Below are 25,030 nucleotides of genomic sequence, written 5' to 3'. Positions count from 1 at the left end.
AAGACTCATTCACGCACGAACGGCGGCAGGCTGGGGTAACCCGCGGCAAGCTGGCGCAACCGCGAGCGTTGCGCCGCGCTCATGTCGACCCGCGCGATTGCGTCATCGAGGCTGTCGAAGCCCTTTTTCCGGCGTTCGGCGACGATGGCCTGCGCCAGCGCCCGGTTGCCCGCAAACAGCCATTCGAGGGCGGATTCGTCCGCCGTGTTGAGGTCCACCACCAACGGCAACGTGGAGCGTTTGGCCCACAACTGGGCCGGAATCCGGATCGACGGATCCGCCAGCCACAACGGCCGGTGCAGGGCGCCATCGAGCGCGGCGCGTCCGGCCGTCACCGCATCGACCAGCCGATCCATGGTTGCCCGATAGGCCTTCAATGCCGGCAGGAACGCCTGCAGGGATCCGGTCGCCCCAAGGCACGACAGCGATTGCGCCTGCCGGCGCACGGCCGCCGAGCTGGTGGCGCCGTAGGTGGTCTCCAGGAACAGACGGGTGACCTGCTGGCGCTCTTGCGGATAGCGCTCGCCCCACGCCCGCACCAGCGCGATCAGTGGCGGCGTGTCTTGCGGCCAGCGACCGAGATGGGCCAGCACCGTCGCCAACTGCTCGTAGCGGCCCGCGAGTGCGGCGCGATCTCTGCCGCCGTCGAGCAGCCGGTACAGGAATGTGGCGGCCACCCCTTCGGAGGCCATCATGGCGTCGCCGCTCTTGAGGTGGCAGCGATCGTCGGGCAGCGCCGTCTCCGCCGCGCGCCAGCGCTCGATGCCATGCATATCCGCGGCGGGCGGCAGCGCCTCGAAAGCGAAGTCGCCATGCGGCACCGCGCTCTCGCGCAGCCGAGTCTCGCGCCGGCTCAGCCAGAAGTCCGCCGGCGACGCAGCCGCCGTCCCCTCCGCACGCTGCCGGAATCCGGGGGTGGCGGTGAGCCTCGCCGCCAGCGGTTGCAGGCTGATGCCGAAACCCTCGTCGAACGCGGTGACCGGATCGGTAATGGCAAACACCGAGTGCGGATTGCGCGTCGGCGTCGGTGGCACCGGCCCGAGCAGGCGGCGCAAAAACACGTGGCCGAACTCGTGCGTCAGCACCTCCTCCCATTCGCCGTTGGCGAGCGAGGCGTCGTCGACGGTGAGATCAACGAAGTAGTCGGCGCAGAGCGCCGGTTGGTCCGGGACGCCGACGAACAGATCCTTGCGTGCGAAACCGCCATCCTCGTCGGACAGGTAGATGGCGATGCCGCTGCGCCATGCCGGGCAGTCGATTGCGCGTCGCGATGCCTTGCGCGCGGCCCTGTCCAGCGCCGGCAGTATTGCCGGCGCGCCCGTGGCGAGCACTGCGCGCAGGCGTTCAGTCAGGGTGGCGTCGGCCAGCGTGCGCGCGAGCGGGACCATGCGGCCATCGGGGCTGCGCTGTTCGCGTGCAAGACTGGCCGCGTCGCGCTGCGGCTCAAGCAGATGCCAGTCTCCGACAGTCGATCCGCCCGCCGTCGCCCTCCATGGCAGGGCGATGAGTGCGCAGACGATCATGCTGGCCATGCGTTTCACGGATCAATCTTCCTCGAATCAATGATGGACTCTCATCGCCCACTTGGATCGTGGCCGCAGGACAGTGCCCGATGACGCATGCTCGCGTGGCCCGTGGCAGGCTCGCCAGTGCTGTTTGTAACAAGGCTGCATGGGTGTGAGGCAGGCAACGGCTTGGGCGCATCGCCGGAAACGGCGCCTCGTGTCTGCGTTCAAGCGGATCCGGCACGCACGCGGCGGTGGTTCCCGACGGGAGCGCGGCGGACCGGGTGTCGCAACTTGGCGCTTGTGCCACTGGCGAGTGTCCCGTCAAATGCCGGCGATGCCGGTTGCAGCGGCGGCGCTGCCGCCGCGGCAGGCTTGAGTGGCGTCCCAGGCGGCAAGGTGGCACTCATTTGTCACTGCCTGCGTCCACACGCGCTGAGCCGTAGGCAGGTGAAAGCTCTTCACTCTGAATCATTCGCTCTGGACGAAGCAGGAGTGTCGCGCGCAAGCGTGTTCCTGCAGGGACGCGCCAGAGCCAGAGTGACTCGGTTGCCGCAAAGGGGGCGAGAGCGCTTACTTGAACCTCTCGTTCCCTGTCCGCCACCTGAGTGAAAACTCAGGTGCCAAGCGCCAATCGCGCCCCCAGATCCAGCAGCGGCGCGGCGATCAGCATGCGGGCGAGGAACAGCACGATGATCACCGCCATCGGCGCGAAGTCGATCTGGCCGAACACCAGCTTGCCGTCCAGCGGCCGCAGCAGCGGGGCGACGATCTTCTCCACCAGCCGCAGCAACGGTTGGCGGCGGTCGACCGAAAACATGCTCAGCAGCGACCAGCCGAAGATCAGCACGATGTAGAACAGCAAGGCGAAATCGAACAGCTCGGCCAGCGACCGCACCAGCAGGCCGGCAAGGCTCGGCATCGTCCCGAGCAGGGCGAACAGCAGCAGGCGCTTGAGCAGCATCGCCAGCCACGCCAGCAGCAGGCCGGCGAGGTTGATCCGGCGCCAGTTCGGCAGCACGCGCCGGATCGGCGCCAGCACCGGGTTGGTGGTGCGGTAGATGAACTGGCTGAGCGGGTTGTTGAAATCGGCGCGGCAGGCTTCGGCCGCCACCCGCAGCAGGAACAGGATCACCACGGCATCGAACGCCAGGCCGATCAGCATCGCGAGTGCGTTGAACAGGTAGCTCACGGCTGCGCGTCCAGTTCGGCGGCGAGCTCGGCGCCGCGGCGGGTGGCGGCGGCGACGGCCCTGGCCACGATGCGCGGCAGTCCGTCGGCGCCGAAACTTTCCAGCGCGGCCTGGGTGGTGCCGTGCGGCGAGGTTACCCGCTGGCGCAGCACGGCCGGATCCTCGCCGCCTTCGGTCAGCATGCGGCCGGCGCCGAAACAGGTTTGCGCGGCCAGTGCGCGCGCGGTGTCGCGCGGCAGGCCCTGGGCCACGGCGGCTTCTTCCAGCGCTTCCACCAGGGCGAAGAAATAAGCCGGCGCCGAACCGGAGATCGCGGTGACGGTGTCCATCAGGGCTTCGTCGTCGATCCAGCGGGTGAGTCCGGCAGCGTCCAGAATGTGCTGCGCCTGCGCCTTCTGCGCGGGGCTGACGCGCGCGTTGGCGCACAGACCCGTGGCGCCGGCGCCGATCAGCGCAGGCGTGTTCGGCATGCAGCGCACGATCGGCAGGCTCGCGCCGAACCAGCGTTCGAGCTGGTCCAGCCGCACGCCGGCGGCGATCGAGATCAGCAACGGGCGCTGGCGCTGCAGGATGTCCTGCAACTCGCCATGGACGGAGGGCAGCACCTGCGGCTTGACCGCCAGCACGATCACCTCGGCCTCGGCCGCCGCCAGCCGGTTCTCCGCGTAGCAGGCGACGCCGAAATCGCGGCCCAGCTCCTGGCGCCCCTCGGCGCGGGGCTCGGCGACGCTGATCGTGGCGGGGGCGACGCCCGTCTTCAGCAGGCCGCCGATCAGGCTGCGCGCCATGTTGCCGCCGCCGATGAAGGCTAGTCGTGTCATGCAGGGCTCCTCGATCGTTGCAGCCGCCTACCTTACTGCAAGCCGGTGCATGGGCGCCGGCCATGCACCCGGGCGGCGGCCGTGCGTCCGCGGGGCCGCCAGCGGGCAAATCCGCGTTTTTCGACGGGATGCGCAAATCCCCCCGACGGTTCCGGCATGATAGGGGCAAAGGCTGGCCGCACAGCCGCTTGCGCGAGTAGTATCGACGCGGCTACAGGGGGATTCGGGTTGCCGGTCCGCAGGGTTCCAGGGGCAGCGGTTGCGCGCCCGGGCGGCGGCTGGCGGCGACGGTCCGGACCCCTGTGCATCCGCATTCATGCCACCAGACGATCGGTTGAGGGGAAACGACTTCATGGACATTGCCGAACTGCTTGCCTTCTCGGTGAAGAACAAGGCCTCGGACCTGCACTTGTCCGCCGGCCTGCCGCCGATGATCCGCGTTGACGGCGACGTCCGCCGGATCAACATCCCCGCGCTCGAGCACAAGCAGGTGCACTCGCTGATCTACGACATCATGTCGGACAAGCAGCGGCGCGACTACGAGGAGTTCTTCGAGACCGATTTCTCGTTCGAGATCCCCGGCCTGGCGCGCTTCCGCGTCAACGCGTTCACCCAGAACCGCGGCGCCGGCGCAGTGTTCCGCACGATTCCGTCCGAGGTGCTGACGCTGGAAGACCTGGGCGCGCCGCGCGTGTTCAAGGAGCTGATCGAGCAGCCGCAAGGCCTGATCCTGGTGACCGGCCCGACCGGCTCGGGCAAGTCGACCACGCTGGCGGCGATGGTCGACCACATCAACAAGAACGAATACGGGCACATGCTCACGATCGAGGACCCGATCGAGTTCGTGCACACCTCGCAGAAGTGCCTGGTCAACCAGCGCGAGGTGCATCGCGACACGCATGGCTTCAACGAGGCGCTGCGCTCGGCGCTGCGCGAGGACCCGGACTACATCCTGGTCGGCGAGCTGCGCGACCTGGAAACCATCCGCCTGGCGCTGACCGCCGCGGAAACCGGCCATCTGGTGTTCGCCACCGTGCATACAAGTTCGGCGGCCAAGACCATCGACCGCATCATCGACGTGTTCCCCGCCGGCGAGAAGCCGATGGTGCGCTCGATGCTGTCCGAAAGCCTGCGCGCGGTGATTTCGCAGTCGCTGCTGAAGAAGGTCGGCGGCGGCCGCATCGCGGCGCACGAGATCATGGTCGGCATCCCGGCCATCCGCAACCTGATCCGCGAGGACAAGGTGGCGCAGATGTACTCGTCGATCCAGACCGGCCAGCAGTTCGGCATGCAGACCCTGGACCAGTGCCTGCTGGACCTGGTCAAGCGTGGCGTCGTGACGCGCCAGCAGGCGCAGGGCTACGCCAAGAACAAGGACAGTTTCAAGTGAAGCAGGGAATAGGGAATGGGGAATCGGGAATGGTTGAGAAGCGCACAGCGGCACCGGCTCTCGGCTTGAACGTCTCGGCTTCCCGCGGCGGATTTGCAGCGTGCCTCAAACCCCTATTCCCTATTCCCCATTCCCTATTCCCGGACCCAAAGCCATGAGCGACTTCGATTTCACCTCGTTCCTGAAACTGATGGTGCACAAGAAGGCATCGGATCTTTTCATCACGGCCGGCGTGGCGCCGTCGATGAAGGTGCAGGGGCGCATCGTGCCGATCACGCAGAGCCCGCTCAGCGTGCAGCAGGCGCGCGACATGGTGCTCAACGTGATGACGCCGGGCCAGCGCGAGGAGTTCGAGAAGACCCACGAGTGCCAGTTCGCGATTTCCGCGCAGGGCGTGGGCCGTTTCCGCGTGTCGTGCTTCTACCAGCGCAACTGCGTGGGCATGGTGTTGCGCCGGATCGAGTCGAAGATCCCCACCACCGAGGAGCTGAACCTGCCGCCGGTGATCAAGCAGCTGGCGATGACCAAGCGCGGCATCATCATCTTCGTCGGCGCCACCGGTTCGGGCAAATCGACCTCGCTGGCGGCGATGGTCGGCTACCGCAACCTCAACTCGACAGGGCACATCATCACGATCGAGGACCCGATCGAGTACGTGCACAAGCACGAGGGCTGCATCATCACCCAGCGCGAGGTCGGCATCGACACCGACAGCTGGGACGCTGCCCTGAAAAACACCCTGCGCCAGGCACCCGACGTGATCATGATCGGCGAAATCCGCACCCGCGAGGGCATGGACCACGCCATCGCGTTCGCCGAGACCGGCCACCTTGTGCTGTGCACGCTGCATGCGAACAACGCCAACCAGGCGATGGACCGCATCCTGCATTTCTTCCCGGAGGATCGCCGCCAGCAGTTGCTGATGGACCTGTCGCTGAACCTCAAGGGCATCGTGGCGCAGATGCTGATTCCGACGCCGGACGGCAAGGCGCGTCGGGTCGCGGTGGAAGTGCTGCTGGGCACGCCGCTGGCGCAGGACTACATCCGCCAGGGCGAGATCCACAAGCTGAAGGAGCTGATGAAGGAGTCGACCCTGCTCGGCATGAAGACCTTCGACCAGGCGCTGGTCGAGCTCTACCACGCCGGCGAGATCAGCTACGAGGATGCGCTGCGCTACGCGGACAGCTCCAACGAGGTGCGCCTGCGCATCAAGCTGGCCCAGGGTGGCGACGCGCACACCTTGTCGCAGGGGCTGGACGGCGTCGAACTGGAAGAAGACCCCAACGACAAGAGCTTCGGCGGCAGCAACCTGCTCAACCGCTGAGCAGATCCCGCGGCAAGGAAAAAGGAGCCTCGCGGCTCCTTTTTCCGTTCACGGGTTGTCGCGATCGATCAGTGGCTGCTCATGCTGGACGAGGGCCGGTCGTGGTGTTTCGTGGCGGCGGGGGTGATAGCCAGCGCGGAGGCGTCGACGCTCTTAACGCCCTTGACGCCCTGCGCCACGCGCACCGCGTTCATCTTCTCGCTGGCGCTGCCGACGTTGCCGGTCAGGGTTACCACGCCATCGTTGGTGGTCACGTTGATGTCGGTGGCGCTCACGCCCTTGGTGGTGCCGAATTCGGTCTTCACCTTGGTGGTGATCCATGCGTCGGCGGCCTTGTCCGGCACCGTCTGGTTGTCCGATGCCTGCGCGGCGGCCTCGCTGCTCTGCGCTGCCACGGCCTGGCTGAGTGGCACGGCAGCGAAGGCGAGCGTCAGGGCGGCGGCGATCATGCTGCGGCGAATCACGGGATGGTTGTGCATGGCAATCTCCTTGGAGAAGGGGTTGTCGGTGGTGACAACGGGGTCGCCGGGTTTGCGATCCTTGTGGCCATGACAGCAGCGGCGGAGTGAACGCCATGTGCGCAGGCGCCGCCGCGATTCAGGTGCCGCCACGGTTTGCGAAGGCGAGGTCACGAGCATGTTGGCGGTACGTTGCGTGCGCAAAAAAAGGCCGGGGTGCGCGCGGCGCCCCGGCCTGGAGTGGAACGACTTGCCCTGGCGTCGCTTATGTCACTTCAGCGTCGTCTGGCTGGTGATCACCATGCCGCCGGCCTCGACATGCATCTCGGCGTGGATGTCTTCCACGCGCTGCGCCTGCTGCTTCATCGCCTCGAACTGCGCCTTGGAACGCGCCGCCGCCTCTGCCGCCTGGGCGGCGCTGTCGTCGGGCTTGTCCGCCGATGCATCACCGCTGTTGTTCATCGCGCTGGCCGCGGCGGTGAGCGCGTCGACCTTGTCCTGCATCAGCTGCACCCAGGACAGGTACATCGCGCCGCTCAGGTGCATCCGCGCCATCTGGCCCGCGTTGCCGCCGGCTTCCTTCAGGGTGTCGGCCAGCTTGGCGTCCTCGCCGGCGCCCACGCCCAGCGCCAGCGCCTTGTCGCTCATCGCCACCCAGCCGGGCTGGCCGAGCATGCCGGCCATCTGCTGCGGCAGCGCCACCGGCTTGCCGTCATTGGTCAGCTTCAGCTGCGCCAGCGCGGGCACCATCATCTGGCCCATCGCCAGCAGGCCGGTCGGGTTGCTGGTGGCCAGCACCAGCCGGCCACTGAAGGTGGGCAGGCTGGAGGTGGGGTTGTCAGTGAGCGTATCCAGCGCCAGGCGCACGCCCAGCAGGTCGCCGAACGGCGGGATCGCGGCTTTCTGCGTGGCCGGGCCGAGCTTGGCGAAGCCCTCGTTGAGATCGCTCAGCGCCGGGCAGGTGAACGGCTTGGCCGCCACTGCATCGGCCTGGGCCATCCAGAACGTGCGCAGGTTCGCGATCGGCAGCGCCAGGCTCACGTCGAATGGCGCGGTACCGGCCTGACCCAGCCCGGGCAGTTCGACCTTGAGCCCGGAGAACGCCTTGCTGATGTCCTCGGCCAGCGCGATGTCGAGGCGGCCGTCCTGATGACCGGCGTCGAGCCGGGTGTAGCCGAAGCTGATCGTCGGCACCCGTGCGGCGATGCGAGCGGCATCGGTGCTGCACGACGGCGGGACCTGCAACTGATTGGCCACCGGCTCGCCGGTCTTGGCCGACTCGGCCACCGCGTGCGCCTTGCGCATCGCATTGGCCAGTGCGTCCGTGCCGCCGATTGCCAACGGCAGCACGCGGGTCAGGTCGAGTTCGCCGACCAGCCACTTCTTGTAACCGTTGGCCTTGGCCAGGTCGGCCAGGCGACCGTCGTCCTGCATGCTCTTCTGCGGCCGATCCAGTCCCAGCGCCTCGCGCAGCATGGTTTTCGGCGCGTCGATCGGCAGCAGCGCTGCCACCGCCTGCTTGTCCACCGTGGCCAGGATCACCTCGGTGCCCGATTCGGTGGACGCGTAGCGGCGGTAGCTCTGCTTGCCTTCGCTGGCCACCTCGAACTTCTTGCCGTAGGCGGTCTCCAGGCGGCCCACGAACGCGTCGAAGGCGGCCGCGTCGGCGAGCTGGAAGCGCAGCACGGGCGCCAGGCCCAGGCCGTAGAGGGCCGAGTAGCCCTTCAGGTCGAGGCCGGCGGACTGGGCGAAGCCCTCCACCGTCTTGCCGTTGAACTCGGCGCGCAGCGCGCGCAGCAGGCGGGCGCCGTCAGGGTCCTTCTCGGCGAGCCGGTCGGCCGCGGCGTCCATCTGTTCCAGTTGCGACGGCAACTGGGCGTCGGCCTGGGCCAGCAGCGCCTTGCGGGTGTCGTCGTCGAGCACGTCCAGGTTGGCCACGACGTACGGCGTATCGGCCGGCACGAACGCCAGCGGTGCATCCTTGTCCTTGTGCGAACAGGCAGCCAGCAGGACGCTGGCCAGTCCCATCGCGAGATAGCGGGTTGTCGCGCGCATGTTGATCCCCGTGGTGAGCAGCAGCGGCCATTATGCCCGCTGGGAGCGTGGGCGGCAGAAACTTCGGAGACGAAAAAAAGCTGCGCGAGGACGGGGTATCGACGGTTCGCCGACCCATGGTGGTTCCATGGCTCAAGAAGCGGCGAAGCGCTTTACAACAGCGAAGCTGGTCGAATGCGGACCGCGCAGCCGCTTTTGCAGCCCGGAAGATCTGCGCCGTCGCTCCCGGGTTGCGTCCGTGGCGGGCGCGGCGCCGGCGCTGCAGCGGGCATTCAGCGCGCAAGCACCTCGTTGAGCACGGCCATGCGCACGAACACCCCGTTGCCGACCTGTTCGAGGATGCGTGACTGCGCGCCGTCGGCCACCTCCGAGGCGATCTCGATGCCCCGGTTGATCGGCCCCGGATGCATGACCAGGCAACCCTTGGCCGCGCGCGCGAGGCGGCGACGGTCCAACCCGTAGCGGGTGAAGTAGGCGGCCTCGTCGGGCAGTTCGATGCGCGCCATGCGCTCCTTCTGCAGGCGCAGCATCACCACCGCATCGGCGCCTTCGATGGCCTGGTCGAAGTCGGTGAAGCGTTGGCCTTCGACGACTTCGTCGGTGGCCGGCATCAGCTCGGGCGGGGCGCACAGGCGGATCTCCTTCACGCCCAGCGCGGTGAAGGCATTGACGTCCGAGCGGGCCACCCGCGAGTGGCTGATGTCGCCGCAGATCACCACCGTCAGATTCTCGAAATCGGGCCGGTGTTGGCGAATGGTGAGCGCATCCAGCAGGCCCTGGGTGGGATGCGCGTGGTTGCCGTCGCCGGCGTTGATCACCGACACGCCGCTCATTGCATGGCGTACCAGTTCGTCCGGCGTGCCGGACTGCTTGTGGCGCACGATGATCGCGTCCAGGTGCATCGCCTCGAGCGTATGCAGGGTGTCGAACAGCTCCTCGCCCTTGCTGGTGGAGGACAGCCCGATGTCGAAGTTGACCACGTCCGCACCGAGCCGCCGCGCCGCCAGTTCGAACGAGGTGCGGGTGCGCGTGGACGGTTCGAAGAACAGGTTCAGCACGGTGCGCCCGGCCAGCACGTCCAGCTTGCGGGTGCCGTGGGCGCAGGCATCGCGCAGCGCCTCGGCGCGGTCGAGCAGGCGCTCGATGGTCTCGCGCGGCAGGTTTTCCAGGGTGGTCAGGTGGCGCAGGCGAGGGCTCATGGGGGTTCGCGGATTGGGGAGGAAGGTGCTGATCAGTGCGGGGTGGCGTCGTGCGGGATCACGGCGACCTCGAGCAGCCAGCGTTCGAGGATCACTGCCGCCGCCTCGGCGTCGATGGCGGCGCCTTCGCGGCGTCGCCGCAGGCCGGCGGCGCGTCCGGCGGCGAAACGTTCGGCAGCTTCGTGCGAGCTGTGGCGTTCGTCGACCAGCACCACCGGCAGGCGGTAGCGCTCGGTCAGCTTGCCGGCGAAGGCGCGTGCGCGCCGACTGGCGGGTTGTTCGGCGCCATCGAGGGTCAAGGGCAGGCCGACCACCAGGGTGTCGGGCTGCCACTCGCGCTGCAGGGCGTCGAGCCGGTCCCAGTCGGGCCGATCGTCGCGGACGGCGACCACGGCGAGCGCGCGCGCGGTGGCGGTCAGGCGGTTGCCGATGGCCACGCCGGTGAGGCGGCTGCCGACATCGAAGCCGAGCACACAGCTCATGCGTGGCCCGCGTAGCCGGACAACTGGCGCGGGTCCACCCCGACCAGGCCGGCGGCGGCGCTCCAGCGATCCTCCAGCGGCGTGTCGAAGACGACCCGGCCGTTGGCTTCGGCGGTGAGCCAGGCGTTGGCCATCAGTTCCTGTTCCAGCTGGCCGGCATCCCAGCCGGCGTAGCCGAGCACCATGATGGCCTGGCGCGGGCCTTCGCCGGCGGCCATTGCCACCAGGATGTCACGCGAGGTCGTCACCGACCACTCGGCGTTGATGCGGTAGGTCGATTCCCAGTCGCCCGGTTCGTGGTGCAGCACGAAGCCGCGCTCCTGCTGTACCGGGCCGCCGATCAGCACCGGTGCGTCAGCCAGGTCGGCGTCGGCGCATTCGAGCTTCATCTGCGCCAGCACGTCGCCGAAGCGGTATTCGGACAGCTGGTTCACCAGCAAGCCGACCGCGCCGTCCTCGTCGTGCTGGCACAGCAGCGCCACGCCGCGCGAGAACGGCGGCTCGGCCAGGCCCGGCATGGCGATCAGGAAGTGACCGGTGAGGGTCGCGGGTTGCATGGCAGCCATGGCGCCATTGTAGTCGCAGCCGAATCGCGGCGCTCCTAGCGCGTCTGCAGCACGTTGTTGGGCTGGAACTGCCAGGTGCGGGTGATGTTCAGCTCGTCGACGTGCTCGCCGGCCCGCGGTGCCGGCGGAAACGGTGCGGCCAGGCGCACGATGCGTTCGGCCGCGGCGTCGAGCACCGGCTGGCCGGAACTCTGGATCACGTCGATGCTCTTGATGCTGCCGTCGAGGTTGAGCACCACGGTGAGCAGCACGTTGCCGTGCAGGCCGCGGCGACGCGCCTCCTCGGGATAGTTCAGGTTGCCGACCCGCTCCACCCGATCCGACCATCCGCGCATGTAGGCGGCATAGGCGTATTCACGGGTGCTGGCGGTGAGGTATTTCACCTTCGGCCGCTTGGCGTAATCCACCTTCTTGCGACGCAGTTCGGCGGCGAGCTGGGCGATCGCCTGCTGGCGCTTCAGTTCGGCCGCGGTGGGCGTGGCGTGTTGCGGGTCGACTTCGGTCTGCGCGGTATCGCTGGCGACGCTGAAATCGCTGCGGCCGCTGGTGGTGACCATGCGCGCGGGGGTGGCCGGGTGCGGCAGCGGCGTGGATTCCTGCACCGGTTGCGCCGCGACCCCGGGATCAGGTCGGGGCAACGCGCCGGAGAACAGCTGCGAGGGGCGCGCGGCACGGTCACTCTGGCCGCCGCCGCGGTTGTTGGCCTGGGCCAGGAAATCGGCCTTGTCCGGCGCCTCCTGGTTGGCCACGTTGACCAGCGCGACGTCGAGCGTGGGCAGGCTTGGATCAGGCTTGGCAAAGTGGAAGGTGATGCCCAGCAGCAGCACGCCGTGCAGCAGCAGCGAGAACAGCATGGTGGCGCCGATCGGCTCGGGTCGGGCGGTAACGGTTGCGGTTGCACTCACGCAGGACGATTTCCACTGGCGTGCCGCTCGATGACGTCGAACAGCTGGCCTGCAATGTTAAGCCCGAACTGTGCGTCGAGTTCACGGACGCAGGTCGGGGATGTGACGTTGATCTCGGTCAGGTAGTCGCCGATCACGTCCAGGCCGGTGAACAGCAGTCCGCGGCGACGCAGTTCCGGTGCCACCTGTGCCACGATCCAGCGGTCGCGGTCGGACAGCGGCACGCCCTCGCCGCGACCGCCGGCGGCGAGGTTGCCGCGAAAATCGCTGCCCTGCGGAATGCGCGCGAGCGCGTACGGCACCGGTTCGCCGTCCACGACGAGGATGCGCTTGTCGCCGGCGCTGATCTCCGGCAGGTATTTCTGGGCGATCGTCAGTTGCCGGTGCGCGCCATGGCCGTCGCCACCGAGCAGGGTTTCCAGCATCGAGTTCAGGTTGCTGTCGCCGTGGCGCACGCGGAAGATGCCGCGCCCGCCCATGCCGTCGAGCGGCTTGAGCACCACCTCGCCGTGTTCGGCGGCGAACCGGCGCAGTTCGGCCGGGTCGCGTGCCACCAGGGTGGGCGCGATGCACTGCGGAAACTCGAGCGCGAACAGCTTCTCGTTGCAGTCGCGCAGCGAACGCGGATCGTTCACCACCAGCACGCCGCCGCGCTGGGCCGCTTCCAGCACCATGGTGTCGTAGACGAACTGCGCGTCGACCGGCGGGTCCTTGCGCATCAGCACCATGTCCAGCTCGCGCAGGTCGTGCCAGCGCGGCTGGCCCAGCGTGTACCAGTCGCGCGGATCGTCGCGCACCTCAAGCGGGGCGCTGCGCACCCACGGCGCGCCGTCGCGCAGGGCGAGGTCGCCCTGTTCGAAATAATGCAGGGCGTGGCCGCGTCGGGCGGCCTCCAGCAGCATCGCCAGGGTGGTGTCCTTGGCCACTTTGATGGCGTCGATGGGGTCCATCAGGACGCCGACGGAGAAGGTCATGCGGGGTGCTCCGCGGATTGCCGGGTTTGTGCGGTCGCGCCGGCAGGGGCGCGACGACTGCCGGCTATACTAGCCGCGTCGTTCATGTTGTGCCGGTCGTGGTGCGCGCGGCATGAGGTGCCAATATGCGTCAATTAGTGCGATCGGCGGGCATCGCGTCGCGGCGGTCGCTTGACAGTTTCGACGGGCAGGCAGTAAACAGCAAAGCTTCGGGGATGCCGCCACGGTGCGGGTTTGCAGCAGCCGGATCACCGGGATTTCCACACGCGTACCATTGGGCACAACAGTTGCATGTCCTGATACTTGTCCTGAGCTCGTGGCGAGCCACAGGGGGGAGTGAGTGAATTTGAACGTGAGCGTTACCGATTTGGCGGGCCTCAAGGTCATGGTGATCGATGACTCCAAGACCATCCGCCGCACCGCCGAGACCCTGCTGAAGAAAGAGGGCTGCGAGGTGCTGACCGCGGTCGACGGGTTCGAGGCGCTGGCCAAGATTTCCGACCAGAAGCCGGCGATCATCTTCGTCGACATCATGATGCCCCGCCTCGACGGCTATCAGACCTGCGCCCTGATCAAGAACAACCCCGAGTTCCGCGCCACGCCCGTGATCATGCTCAGCTCCAAGGACGGACTCTTCGACAAGGCGCGCGGCCGCATCGTCGGCGCCGAACAATACCTGACCAAGCCGTTCACCCGTGACGAGCTGCTTGGCGCAATCCATCGACATGTCAGTACTGCAGCAAGTCACTGACTGCAGACCCTGAGGGGGAGCTGTGGCAAACATTCTCATCATCGACGACTCACCCACCGACGTACGCGTGTTCACCACGCTGCTCGAGCGGGCCGGGCACCACGTGGCAGCCGTGAGCACGGCCGAGGAGGGCATCGAGCGCGTGCGCGCCGAACAGCCTGACCTGGTCATCATGGACGTCATCATGCCCGGCATGAACGGCTTCCAGGCCACCCGTACGCTCACCCGCGACCCCAAGACCCAGCACGTGCCGGTGGTGATGATCACCACCAAGTCGATGGAAACCGATCGCGTCTGGGGCATGCGCCAGGGCGCGCGCGCCTTCATCACCAAGCCGGTGAACGAAAAAGACCTGCTGGCCTGCATCAACGATCTGCTGTCGAGCGGCTCATGAACCAGAGCGCCAACCGTACCCCGTTCGAGATTCTGGCGCGCTACGAGCGGCTGTCGCTGGCGCATGCCTCCGATACCCAGGACAAGTTCGAGGCACCGGGCCTGTGGCGCGGCATCGGTTTCCGGGTCGGTTCCAGGCTGCTGGTCAGCGGCATCGACGAGATCAACGAGCTGCTCGCCGTGCCGGTGCTGACCCCGGTGCCTGGCACCCAGCCATGGCTGCTCGGCGTGGCCAACGTGCGCGGCAACCTGGTGCCGGTGGTGGACATCGGGCGCTTCCTGTTCGGCGAACGCACCCAGCATTCCGATCGGAGCCGGTTGCTGGTGGTGCGCCAGGGCGGCGGCAGCGTCGCCTTGCTGGTGGACGAGGTGCTCGGCCAGCGCACGGTGGACGCGGAGCAGCGCCAGCAGGCGCAGGAAGAAGCCGATCCGCGGCTGGCGCGTTTCGTGGACAACCGGGTGGGCGAGCAGCAACTGGCGATTTTCAGCATGAACCGGCTCGTGCGTGCACCGGATTTCCGTCAGGCGGCTGCCTGACGACCGGGTGAAGCCGGCAGGGGATGCCGTGCGGTTGGAGCGGGGAGACCGGAAGGCCGGCACCCGCTTCGGGGCAGCGCGGCAGGGGCCGGTGCGTATGGGCGGCACATATCAGTTAGACCGATGAGGTGAACATGAGTACTACAGGGGGCGTCAGCCGGGAACGCGGATATACCGCACTCATTGTCCTGCTGCTGATCGCGATCGGTTTCGCGGCACTCGACTTCTTCATGCTCAACCAGAAGAACGGCGAGGATCGCCAGGCGGTCGCGCTGACCACGCAGATCCAGGTGCTGTCGCAGCAGACGGCGAAGTTCGCGCTGGAATCCGCCGACGGCAACGTGGACTCCTTCAAGGAACTCGAGTCCACCCGCAATGCCATCGACTCGGCGGTCAAGCGACTGGACAAGGGTGACCCCGACAGCGGCATGCAAGCCTATGCCGACGGCAACAAGTCGCCGGCCGGCCGTGCCGTGACCGCGCTGGACGCGGCCTGGGCGCAGCTCGACGCCGATATCGGCAAGATCCTTTCGAACAAGGCGGTGGTGCTCGACTCGGGCCAGCGCGCGGCGACGATTTCGCAGCAGATGCCGCTGCTCAACTCCAGCATGGAGCAGGTGGTCAACATCCTGCAGCAGCGCAACGGCAGTTCCGAACAGATGCTCGGTACCTCGCGCCAGATGCTGTCCGCCGACCGCATCATCCGCCGCGTGCAGGAGGTGCTTCAGGGCGGCGACAACGCCCAGTCCGCGGCCGACGGTCTGTCGCGCGACGCGCAGTTGTACGGCAGCGTGCTCAAGGGCCTGATCGAGGGCAACCCGGACAGCGGCGTGCGGCCGATCTCCGACGCCAATGCGCGCAAGATCCTTACCGAGATGGACGCCAGCTGGACGAAGCTGGCCGACCCGGTGGCCAAGCTGTCCGCCGCTGCCGCCAACATCGCCGACGTGAAGCGCGCCGGCAACCAGGCCTCGCTGGATTCGCAGACCGTCCTGCTGCGCGCCAACGACCTGTCCGACCAGATCGGCAAGCTGCCGCTGCGCCGGTTGTTCCCGAACGTGTGGTGGGGCCTGTTCGGCGCCATCGCCGCGGTCGCCTTCGCCCTGCTGCTGGTCATCGCCCTGGTCACCGACCAGCGCAAGCGTTTCGCCCAGAGTACCGAGCTGAACCAGCGCAACCAGGAGGCGATCATGCGCCTGCTGGACGAGATGGGTTCGCTGGCCGAAGGCGACCTGACGGTGAAGACCACGGTGTCGGAGGACATCACCGGCGCCATTGCCGACTCGGTGAACTACGCCATCGACGAGCTGCGATCGCTGGTGACCACCATCAACGAGACTTCCGAGCAGGTGTCGTCCTCGGCGCAGGAAACCCAGACCACCGCCCGCCACCTGGCCAACGCGGCCGAGCAGCAGGCGCAGCAGATCACCTCGGCGACCTCGGCGATCAACCAGATCGTGAGCTCGATGGACGTGGTGTCCAAGGATTCCGCCGAATCCGCCGACGTGGCCGAGCGTTCGGTGAAGATCGCCTCGCGCGGCGCCGAGGTGGTGCGCGAGACGATCTCCGGCATGGACTCCATCCGCGACCAGATCCAGGAGACCTCCAAGCGCATCAAGCGCCTGGGCGAATCCTCGCAGGAGATCGGCTCGATCGTGGAACTGATCAATGACATCGCCGAGCAGACCAACATCCTGGCCTTGAACGCGGCCATCCAGGCGGCCTCGGCCGGCGAGGCGGGTCGCGGTTTCGCGGTCGTGGCGGACGAAGTGCAGCGACTGGCCGAACGCTCCACCAGCGCGACCAAGCGCATCGAGACGCTGGTGCAGACGATTCAGTCCGATACCAACGAAGCGGTGAACTCGATGGAGCAGACCACCGCCGAGGTGGTCGCCGGTGCGCGACTGGCCGAGGACGCCGGCAGCGCGCTGGGCGACATCGAGCGCGTCTCGCACGATCTGTCCGCGCTGATTCAGAACATCTCCACCGCGGCGCGCGAGCAGTCCGCGGCGGCAACCGATATCTCGGTGTCGATGAACGCGATCCAGGAAATTACCTCGCAGACCTCGCAGGGCGCGAGCCAGACGGCCGACTCGATCGGTACCCTGGCGCAACTGGCAAGCGACCTGCGGCGTTCCGTGGCCCACTTCAAGCTGCCGGGATGATTTTGCTCGACGTGGGCAGCAGCCGGATGAATACACGCACAGTACGGGGGGCAGTCTCGCTGGTTTCGCAATGCCCGCATGGCGTGACCGCTGAGAGAGGCGCATGAGACTTCAAGACCACATCGATTTCACCACGCTGCAGTGGGTCAAGCCGGAACTCGACGACACCTTGTCGATCGCCCGCGAGGCACTGGAGTCGTACGTCGACAATCCGGGGAAGCGCGATTTCATGCGCACCTGCACGGATCATCTGCATCAGGTGCACGGCACGCTGAAGATGGTCGAGCTGTACGGCGCGGCGGCGGTCACCGCGGAGATGGAGGCCCTGGTCGGCGCGCTGTTGAACGACCAGGTGCTCCAGCGCGAGGAAGCCTACGCCGCCCTGATGCGTGGCTTGATGCAGCTGCCGGACTACCTGGAACGGCTGTCCAGCGGCCATCGCGACGTGCCGGTGGTGCTGCTGCCGCTGCTGAACGATCTGCGTGCCACCCGCGGGCTGGAGCCGCTGCCCGAGTCGTCGATGTTCCATCCGAACCTCGACGCCTTCCTGCCGGAGCAGGCTCCGGCGGCGATGAGCGAGGCTTATGCCGCGGCGCACCGCGTGGAGCTGGCCGGTTTGCGCCTGCGTTTCCAGCAGCAGTTGCTGGCGTGGTTCCGCGGCCAGGATGCGGCCCAGCAACTGGTCGCCATGCGCAAGACCCTGCTGGCGATCACTGCGCGTTGTTATCACGTGCATGGCCGGCGCCTGTGGTGGATCGCCGCCGGGGTGCTGGAAGGTCTCGAACAAGGCATGCTCAGGGGGCACGCCCCCGAAGTGCGCCAGCTGATCGGCAAGGTGGATCGCAACATCCGCCTGCTGATCGAACATGGCGAGAACAGCCTGCGCGCGAGCGATGCCGACGAGGTGGCCTGCAAGCTGCTCTACATCGTGGCCCAGGCCAAGCAGCGCAGCCCGCACATGGAGCTGTTGCGCAGCACCTACGCGCTGGACAGCCTGCTGCCCGATGCCGGTGAACTGGAACACGCCCGCGGCTCGATGGCCGGGCACAACCGCGCCCTGCTCGATTCGGTGTCGCGCGCGCTCAAGGACGACCTGCTGCGCGTCAAGGAAGCGCTGGACCTGTTCCTGCGCGAGCAGGACGGCGATCCGGCCCAGCTTGCCGCCCAGGGCGAAGTGCTCGAACGGGTCGGCGACACGCTGGGCATGCTGGCGCTGGCGGTGCCGCGCCGCGTGGTCGGCGAGCAGCGCCGCGTGCTCGACGAAATCGCCAACCGCCTGCGTCCTGCCGACGAGGAAACGCTGCTGGATGTCGCCGGCGCGCTGCTCTACGTGGAGGCGTCGCTGGACGACCACATCGAGAGCCTCGGCTCCGAAGGCGAACCTGCCGCTGCCGCCGACCCCACGCAGGGGCTGCCGCGCAGCGAAGCGCTCGGCGTGGTCTCCACCCTGATGCAGGAAGCGATCGGCAACACCGGCAAGGTGAAGGACGCGATCGTTGCCTTCGTGGAGTCGGGCTGGCAGCACGATCGCCTGGCCGGTGCGCCGCCGTTGATGGACGAGGTGGCCGGCGCCATGCGCATGCTGTCCTCGCCGCGCCCGGCCGAACTGGCCCAGGGCGTGGGCCGGTTCATCGACTACGAATTGCTGCAGGACCGTCGCGTGCCCAGCGGTGCGCAGATGGATCACCTGGCCGACGCGCTGGCCGCGCTGGAGTACTACCTGGAGGCGGCGCGCGAGCACCGTGGCGGCCTCGAACACATCCTCGACGTGGCCGAGCACAGCCTGGCCCAGCTTGGCTACTGGCCGGTCCCGGCGCAGCGCGCGGCCGTGGAGGAGCCCGCGCCGGTCGCCGAGGCACCGGCTTCCGTTTCGCTCGAAGCCGAGCAGCACCCCGACCTCTCCGAGTCCGTCAGCCTGCTGCCCGGCGCCGATCTCGGCAGCCTGTTCGTCGGCGACGCGCAGGCTTCGCCCGAACCCACGCATGACCTCGACGGGCTGCGACTGGCGGAGACCGGCGCACCGGCGAGCCCGGCCAGCGCCGTCGGCGAGGACTGGGTCGAGATCGAGGAGCAGGTCACCGAACAGGTGCCCGTCGCCGATCCGCTGGCGGCAAACACCCGCTTCAACGCCGATGCCGAAGGCATCGACGACGACATCCGCGACATCTTCCTGGAGGAAATGCAGGAGGAGATCGACAACCTCGCGGTGGCCCAGAAGGATTGGCTGGCCGACCCGGCGCAGACGCCGGCGCTGGTCGGCATCCGCCGCTCGTTCCACACCCTGAAGGGCTCCGGCCGCCTGGTCGGCGCCGGCGTGCTGGGCGAGTTCGCGTGGAAGGTGGAGGACATGCTCAACCGCGTCCTCGACCATACGATCGAGCCGGACCAGAACGTGCAGGACGTGGTCCGCCACGCCATCGACGCGCTGCCGCAACTGCTGGCTGCGCTCAAGGGCGAGGGCGATCCGCAGGTGCCGCTCAGCGCGATCATGCAGGCCGCCGAGCGGCTGGCCGCGGGCCAGCCGGCACGAGTGGAAGACTTCATGCAGCGCGGTACCGAAACGGTCACCCGCACGGTGGTCCGCCGCGTGCCGCGCGCCACCGTCGACGCGGCCGACGTGCCGCGGGCCAGCCTTACCGATGCCGACGTGGCAAGCGCGGCCGCCGCCGAGCCCGTGCCGGCCGAGCCGGAACCGCTGGTGGACATGCCGGCGATGCCGCCGATCGATCCGGTGCTGCTGGAGATCCTGCGCAGCGAAGTTGCCCAGTACCTGCAGACCATCCGCACCGCGATCCAGCGCAGCGAAGGCGCGTTGCCGGTCAGCGAGGAGCTGCTGCGGGCCGTGCACACCTTGCACGGCGCGATCGCGATGGTCGACATCCCGCTGCTGACACAGTTGCTGTCGCCGCTGGAAGGCCTGTTCAAGCGCCTGCGCGCATCCGGCCAGCCGCTGCCCGCGTCGGGCGTGCGCCTGCTCGGCCAGGCGGCCGACGTGGTCGACCAGGTAATGGCCCAGTTCGACGCCCCGGCGTTGCCGTTGCCCAACGTCGACGCGCTCACCGCGCAGATCACCGAGATGCGCGACGACTACCCCGAGTCGCAAGTCGCGCATGTGATATTCGAGCCGCAAGCGGGCGATGATGCGGTGGACGAGCCGGCCATCGAGGCCGACACCGCCCGCGAGTCGACTCCGACCCTCGCCGAGCCGTCCGCGCCGGAAGGCGTCGATGCGGAAACCGGTCACGACGAGCACATGGATGCCGCTGCCGAGATGACCGCTGCGCTGCGCGCCTTCGAGCCCGACGCGGCCATCGCCGCGGCCAACGCCGCCGCCAACGCCGCCGCCGAAGCTGCTCGCCAGGCCGCTGCCGAGCAAGCTGCGCAGGAGGAGGCCGCACGCGAGCGGGCGGCTGCCGAACAAGCTGCCGCGGAACAAGCCGCGGCAGAGCAGGCGGAACAACTGGCGGCGGCGCAGGCCGCCGCGGAACAGGCGGCAGCCGAACAAGCTGCGGCCGAGCAGGCTGCCAAGCAGGCCGCCGCCAGGGCCGCCGCGACTCGGGTGGAACCGGCGCCCGCGTTCGTGCTGCCCGACGGTAGCCGCATCGACGCCGACCTGCTCGAAGTGTTCATCGACGAGGCGCGCGAGATTCTCGACAGCGCCGACGGCGTGCTCGCCAAGTGGCACGCCGATCCCGCCGATACGTCCTGCGTCGGCGAACTGCAGCGCGACCTGCACACGCTCAAGGGCGGTGCGCGCATCGCAGGCCTGGTGTCGGTGGGCGACCTCGCCCACGCGATCGAGACGGTGCTGGAAAAACCCATCCGCGACGCCGACAAGACCGGCACGCTGATCAGTGCGCTCGAGGCGAGCTTCGACCAGCTCAACACGATGGTCCAGCGCGTGTCGCAGGGCCACATGCCGGAGTATCCGCAGGCCGCGATCGACCACCTGCTGCAGCTTGCCGGCGCCACCGCGCTGGTCGGCGAGGCCGAACCCGCGACGGACGCGTCGCACGCGCCGGTGGAGGAGGCGCCGCAACCCGTCGCCCATGAGGACGAGCACAGCCTGCCCGAGCTGCTGCCCGAGACGGCGCGCGAGACGCACTCGCCGCAGGAGCAGATCCGCGTCCGCGCCGACCTGCTGGACAACCTGGTCAACCATGCCGGCGAAGTGGCGATCTACCGCTCGCGACTGGAACAGCAGGTGGCCGGCTACCGCTTCAACCTGGTCGAGCTGGAACAGACCGTGGCACGCCTGCGCAGCCAGCTGCGCATGCTGGAAATCGAGACCGAGGCGCAGATCATCGCGCGCTTCCAGCGCGAGCATCGCGAGGCGGGCCTGACCGCGTTCGATCCGCTCGAGCTCGATCGCTACTCGCAACTGCAGCAGTACTCGCGAGCGCTGGCCGAGTCGGTGTCCGATCTGGTGTCCATCCAGAACATGCTGGATGAGCTGACCCGCCAGGCCGAAACCTTGCTGATCCAGCAGTCGCGGGTCAGCACCGAACTGCAGGACGGCCTGCTGCGCACGCGCATGCTGCCGTTCGACACGATGGTGCCCAATCTGCGCCGCACCCTGCGCCAGGCCGCGCAGGAAGAGCACAAGCAGGCCCAGCTCTACGTCGACGGCGCGCACGGCGAAATGGACCGCAACCTGCTCGACCGCATCAAGGCACCGTTCGAGCACATGCTGCGCAACGCCATCGCGCACGGCATCGAGAGTCCGGCCGAGCGGCGCAAGCTGGGCAAGCCGGCCGAGGGCGCGGTGCGCATCAAGGTGGCTCGCGAGGCGACCGAGGTGGTGGTGCGGGTCAGCGACGACGGTCGCGGCCTCAATCGCGAGGCTATCCGCAAGCGCGGCATCGAGCGCGGCATGCTGCGTCCGGAAACGCGGCCTACCGACAATCAGCTGCTGTCGCTGATCACCCAGCCCGGCTTCTCCACCGCCAGTCAGGTCACCCAGCTGGCCGGTCGCGGCGTCGGCATGGACGTGGTCGCCAACGAGATCAAGCAGCTCGGCGGTTCGCTGTCGATCGAGTCGGAGGAAGGCCAGGGCACCACCTTCGTGCTGCGCCTGCCGTTCACCCTCGCCGTCACCCAGGCCATCCTGGTGCGCATCGGCGAGGCCACGTTCGCGATCCCGATGACCTCGGTACAGGGCGTGGCGCGAGTCAATCCGGAAGACCTGGCCGCACTGCTGGCCACCGACGAGCCATCGTTCCAGTACGGCAACGAGGACTACGGCGTCCACGACCTGGCCGAGCTGCTCGGCCTGCCGCCCGGCCTCGCCACCGAGGACGAACAGCAGCCGCTGCTGCTGACCCGCGCGGGCGACCTGCGCGCGGCCATCCGCATCGACGCCGTGCTCGGTTCGCGCGAGATCGTGGTCAAGTCGGTCGGCCCGCAGATCAGCTCGGTGCCGGGCCTGCTCGGTGCGACCATCATGGGCGATGGTTCGGTGCTGATCATTCTCGACCTGGCGCCGCTCGTACGTCACGGCATGATCCGCCGCGAGCAGCGCCTGGCCGAAGGCCTCAGCGCGGTCAAGGCGCCGGTCATCGAGGAGGTGCTGGTACGTCCGCTGGTGATGGTGGTCGACGACTCGATCACCATGCGCAAGGTCACGGGTCGCGTGCTGGAACGCCACGAGTACGAGGTCAGCACCGCCAAGGACGGTGTCGACGCGCTGGAGAAGCTGCACGAGCGCGTACCCGACCTGATGCTGCTGGACATCGAGATGCCGCGCATGGACGGCTACGAGCTGGCCACTCACATGAAGGCCGACCCGCGGTTGCGCGACGTGCCGATCATCATGATCACCTCGCGCAGCGGCGACAAGCACCGCCAGCGCGCGTTCGACATCGGCGTGGATCGATACCTCGGAAAGCCCTACCAGGAGGCGGAACTGCTGCTGCAGATCGCCGAGGTGCTGGAGCAACGTGCCGCGGAGCCGATTCATGACTGATACGCCACCCGCGGTCGCGCTGCTGTTCGACGACAGCGAACTCGGTGGGCATTTGCGCGATGCGCTGCACGAGCGCGGCGCGCGGATCGTCCACGAGGGCGGCCTGGCCGGGCTGAACCGCGAACTGCTGCAGCAGGTGGGCGCGGATGTACTGGTGATCAACCTGGACGACGACGCCGACGATGCGCTCGACCAGTTGTACGACATCATCGACGGCGACCGGCCGCGGGTGGTGTTCAACGATGCCCAGGCCAGCCGCGCGCTGTCCGGCTGGGATCGTGCGCGCTGGGCGCGCCACCTGGCGGTGAAAGTGCTGGCGATGGGCGACATCGACCCGCCGCGGCCCGAGGATGCGCGCGAGGTGCAGGTCGCGCCTGCGCTGGTCGCAGCGGTTGCGCCGGTGGTGACGGAGACCCTTGGTCGCGACGCGGTCGACGAGCCCGCGACCTTCGCCACGCCGGCAGAAGACGATCTGGCAGCGCCGATCGCGCAGGACGCGGCGACGCCGGTGATGGCAGACGAGCCGCCGCCGGACCTGCCCGCCGACGAGCCGCTGCAGACCGCGGCCAACGAAGACGACGCTCCCGGCGCTGCGTTCGATGCGCACGCCGGCATTCCGTTCGATGACGAGATCGAGCCGGCGGCCGACCCCGGCATCACCGCCGAATCGGATGACCTGGCTGCCGAACTCGAGGCGCTGCTCGCCTCCGGCGAATTGCCGGACGAAGAGGACGAGCAGACGGTCGGCGCGGGCTTGCGCTTCACCGGCGACGAGGAACTGCCGCCGTTGCACGACGGCGACTTCGGCGTGGTGGAACTGGCCGATTCCGACGACGACCGCATCGCACTGGACGAAAGCGCGCCGTCACCCGCGGTCGATGAGCTGGACTTTTCGGCGCTGGATGCCCCGGACCTGACCGCCGAGGCGATGGATGCCGCTGCGTCGGTCGTGCCCGCCGCACCCGAGACGCCGGTGCGCGCGCCGGACAACTGGGCCTTGCTCGACGAGGAGGCGCCGGTCGAATCAAATGACAAGCCCGACGCCGCCGCGTTCGGCATCGAGAAACTCAGCGCCGCGGAATTCCTGGCGCCCGACGTGGAGCCGGTCGCCGCCGATCTGCAGCCGACCATGAGCCTGGAACTGGTCTCGATGGAAGAGGCGATTGCGCCGCAGGCCTTCGTGCCGGATCACGAGATGGTGCTGGACGAACTCGGCTCGGCGCTGAGCCGGATCGTGTTGCTCGGCGCGGCGGTCGATGGCGTCGACTCGGTGTGCGAGTTCATGCGCAGCTTGCCCGCCAGCACTCGCCTGACGTTCCTGCTGACCCAGCACCTGGGCAGCCACACCGAGCAGGAAATGCTCGCGCGGCTCGCCGAAAAGAGCCCGCTGCCGGTACGCGTGGCCGAAGCCGGCCGTCGCGTCGGCATGGGCGAGGTGCTGATGGTGCCCGCCGGCCAACAGGTTCGCCTGCGTCGCGACGGCAGCGTGGAGCTGCTTGCCGACGCCGCGCCGGAACCGTCGATCGACGCCAGCCTGAGCATGGCCGCGAACGGCTTCGGCCGCGATGCGGTGGCGATCGTCTTTGCCGGGCGCGGCAACGACGCGATCGCCGGCTCGCAGGCGATCCATGATCGAGGCGGCCAGGTCTGGGTCGAATCGTCGTCCGGGGATCATTTCGCCGACATGGTCAGCGGGATCTTCGCCGAGCGACTGGTCAGTTTCTCCGGTACGCCGTCCGAACTGGCGGCGCACCTGATCGAGGTGTTTCCATGAGTGATCCGTTGCCGCGTGAAATCCGCTGCGTGCTGGTGCCGGTCGGCGAAGCGCGCATGCTGCTGCCCAATGCCACGATCGCGGAGGTGGTGACGTACAGCGCGCCCGAGCCGGTCGAGGGCGCGCCGCACTGGCTGCTTGGCCGCATCGCCTGGCGTGGCTGGCGCGTGCCGCTGGTGTCGTTCACGCAGCTCGCCGGCACCGCCGAGGGCGACAGCGAGCTGGTGGTGCGCGTGGCCGTGCTCAAGGCGCTGGGCGGCGATCCGCGCCTGCCGTTCATCGCGGTGCAGACCCAGGGTTTCCCGCGCCTGACCACGCTCAATGCCGAGCTGATCATCCCCACCCACGACGGCAAGGGCTTGCCCGACGGCGTGCGCGCGCACGTGCTGGTACGCGACGACGTGGCGATGATCCCCGATCTGGAGTGGATCGAGGCGCATCTGCTCGACCTGCTCGATGCCGGCCAGGATGACGCTGCCGCCGGCGAGATGCCGCCGGACGCACCCGGCGCGGCCGACATCCTGCACTGAGTCCACGGCATCGGCGCGACTGCGCGTCGGTGGCGGGCCGTGTA

19 protein-coding genes are annotated in these 25,030 nt (G+C 68.3%); 9 read left to right on the top strand and 10 right to left on the bottom strand.

The window, feature by feature from the left end; all coding sequences use genetic code 11:
* Positions 1-5 precede the first annotated feature (5 nt).
* The 3 genes from ACVCL3_RS06600 to proC all read right to left on the bottom strand — a co-directional run bounded on the left by ACVCL3_RS06600 (position 6) and on the right by proC (position 3,518).
* Entirely contained in the window at positions 6-1,541 is a 1,536-nt protein-coding gene (locus ACVCL3_RS06600; protein WP_447100766.1) for a hypothetical protein, read from the bottom strand.
* A 580-nt stretch (positions 1,542-2,121) separates the two neighbouring features.
* Positions 2,122-2,697 carry a YggT family protein gene (locus ACVCL3_RS06595; protein WP_447100765.1) on the bottom strand — a complete coding sequence of 192 codons (576 nt, stop codon included), beginning with the start codon at positions 2,695-2,697 and terminating at the stop codon, positions 2,122-2,124.
* Positions 2,694-3,518, bottom strand: a complete 825-nt coding sequence (gene proC / locus ACVCL3_RS06590; RefSeq protein ID WP_447100764.1) for a pyrroline-5-carboxylate reductase — start codon at positions 3,516-3,518, stop codon at positions 2,694-2,696. The genes ACVCL3_RS06595 and proC overlap by 4 nt, the downstream gene beginning before the upstream one ends.
* A gap of 352 nt (positions 3,519-3,870) precedes the next feature.
* Between proC and ACVCL3_RS06585 the strand changes: the two genes are divergently transcribed.
* Positions 3,871-4,908 (top strand): type IV pilus twitching motility protein PilT, encoded by a 1,038-nt coding sequence (locus ACVCL3_RS06585; protein WP_395135988.1) that lies wholly within the window; start codon positions 3,871-3,873, stop codon positions 4,906-4,908.
* Positions 4,909-5,062: 154 nt separating this feature from the next.
* Positions 5,063-6,232, top strand: coding sequence for a PilT/PilU family type 4a pilus ATPase (locus ACVCL3_RS06580; RefSeq protein ID WP_136256917.1), 1,170 nt, complete (start codon positions 5,063-5,065; stop codon positions 6,230-6,232).
* 68 nt (positions 6,233-6,300) lie between these two features.
* On the opposite strand, the gene ACVCL3_RS06575 is transcribed toward ACVCL3_RS06580, so the two are convergent.
* The 7 genes from ACVCL3_RS06575 to gshB form a co-directional block, all read right to left on the bottom strand.
* Positions 6,301-6,711 carry a BON domain-containing protein gene (locus tag ACVCL3_RS06575; RefSeq protein WP_395116995.1) on the bottom strand — a complete coding sequence of 137 codons (411 nt, stop codon included), beginning with the start codon at positions 6,709-6,711 and terminating at the stop codon, positions 6,301-6,303.
* A gap of 249 nt (positions 6,712-6,960) precedes the next feature.
* Positions 6,961-8,745: a hypothetical protein gene (locus ACVCL3_RS06570; protein WP_447100763.1), complete on the bottom strand. Its 1,785-nt coding sequence runs from the start codon at positions 8,743-8,745 to the stop codon at positions 6,961-6,963.
* Positions 8,746-9,017: 272 nt separating this feature from the next.
* Positions 9,018-9,944 (bottom strand): aspartate carbamoyltransferase catalytic subunit, encoded by a 927-nt coding sequence (locus tag ACVCL3_RS06565; RefSeq protein WP_447099427.1) that lies wholly within the window; start codon positions 9,942-9,944, stop codon positions 9,018-9,020.
* A gap of 32 nt (positions 9,945-9,976) precedes the next feature.
* Positions 9,977-10,426 (bottom strand): Holliday junction resolvase RuvX, encoded by a 450-nt coding sequence (gene ruvX, locus ACVCL3_RS06560; RefSeq protein ID WP_447100762.1) that lies wholly within the window; start codon positions 10,424-10,426, stop codon positions 9,977-9,979.
* Entirely contained in the window at positions 10,423-10,992 is a 570-nt protein-coding gene (locus tag ACVCL3_RS06555; protein WP_447100761.1) for a YqgE/AlgH family protein, read from the bottom strand. The genes ruvX and ACVCL3_RS06555 overlap by 4 nt, the downstream gene beginning before the upstream one ends.
* Before the next feature lie 35 nt (positions 10,993-11,027).
* On the bottom strand, positions 11,028-11,897 hold the full coding sequence (locus ACVCL3_RS06550) for a TonB family protein (protein ID WP_447099425.1): 870 nt from the start codon (positions 11,895-11,897) through the stop codon (positions 11,028-11,030).
* On the bottom strand, positions 11,894-12,871 hold the full coding sequence (gene gshB, locus ACVCL3_RS06545) for a glutathione synthase (protein ID WP_447099424.1): 978 nt from the start codon (positions 12,869-12,871) through the stop codon (positions 11,894-11,896). Before gshB ends, ACVCL3_RS06550 begins: the two co-directional genes overlap by 4 nt.
* A gap of 385 nt (positions 12,872-13,256) precedes the next feature.
* Between gshB and pilG the strand changes: the two genes are divergently transcribed.
* From pilG to ACVCL3_RS06510, 7 genes are all read left to right on the top strand, one after another.
* Positions 13,257-13,622 (top strand): twitching motility response regulator PilG, encoded by a 366-nt coding sequence (pilG, locus tag ACVCL3_RS06540; RefSeq protein WP_395121350.1) that lies wholly within the window; start codon positions 13,257-13,259, stop codon positions 13,620-13,622.
* A 22-nt stretch (positions 13,623-13,644) separates the two neighbouring features.
* Positions 13,645-14,016: a response regulator gene (locus ACVCL3_RS06535; protein ID WP_395117009.1), complete on the top strand. Its 372-nt coding sequence runs from the start codon at positions 13,645-13,647 to the stop codon at positions 14,014-14,016.
* Complete coding sequence (locus ACVCL3_RS06530; protein ID WP_395117011.1) at positions 14,013-14,552, top strand: chemotaxis protein CheW; 540 nt, start codon at positions 14,013-14,015, stop codon at positions 14,550-14,552. The genes ACVCL3_RS06535 and ACVCL3_RS06530 overlap by 4 nt, the downstream gene beginning before the upstream one ends.
* A gap of 134 nt (positions 14,553-14,686) precedes the next feature.
* Entirely contained in the window at positions 14,687-16,717 is a 2,031-nt protein-coding gene (locus ACVCL3_RS06525) for a methyl-accepting chemotaxis protein (protein WP_395117013.1), read from the top strand.
* A 103-nt stretch (positions 16,718-16,820) separates the two neighbouring features.
* Positions 16,821-22,682, top strand: a complete 5,862-nt coding sequence (locus ACVCL3_RS06520) for an Hpt domain-containing protein (RefSeq protein WP_447100760.1) — start codon at positions 16,821-16,823, stop codon at positions 22,680-22,682.
* A complete protein-coding gene (locus ACVCL3_RS06515) occupies positions 22,675-24,456 on the top strand; it encodes a chemotaxis protein CheB (RefSeq protein ID WP_447100759.1) in 1,782 nt (593 codons plus the stop codon). Before ACVCL3_RS06520 ends, ACVCL3_RS06515 begins: the two co-directional genes overlap by 8 nt.
* Positions 24,453-24,986: a chemotaxis protein CheW gene (locus ACVCL3_RS06510; RefSeq protein WP_395117019.1), complete on the top strand. Its 534-nt coding sequence runs from the start codon at positions 24,453-24,455 to the stop codon at positions 24,984-24,986. Before ACVCL3_RS06515 ends, ACVCL3_RS06510 begins: the two co-directional genes overlap by 4 nt.
* The last annotated feature ends 44 nt before the right edge of the window (positions 24,987-25,030 follow it).

The organism is Rhodanobacter sp. UC4437_H4 (assembly GCF_052978425.1).
The sequence above is the reverse complement of the archived record's forward strand: the minus strand, read 5'-3'. Positions and strand labels throughout refer to the sequence as shown.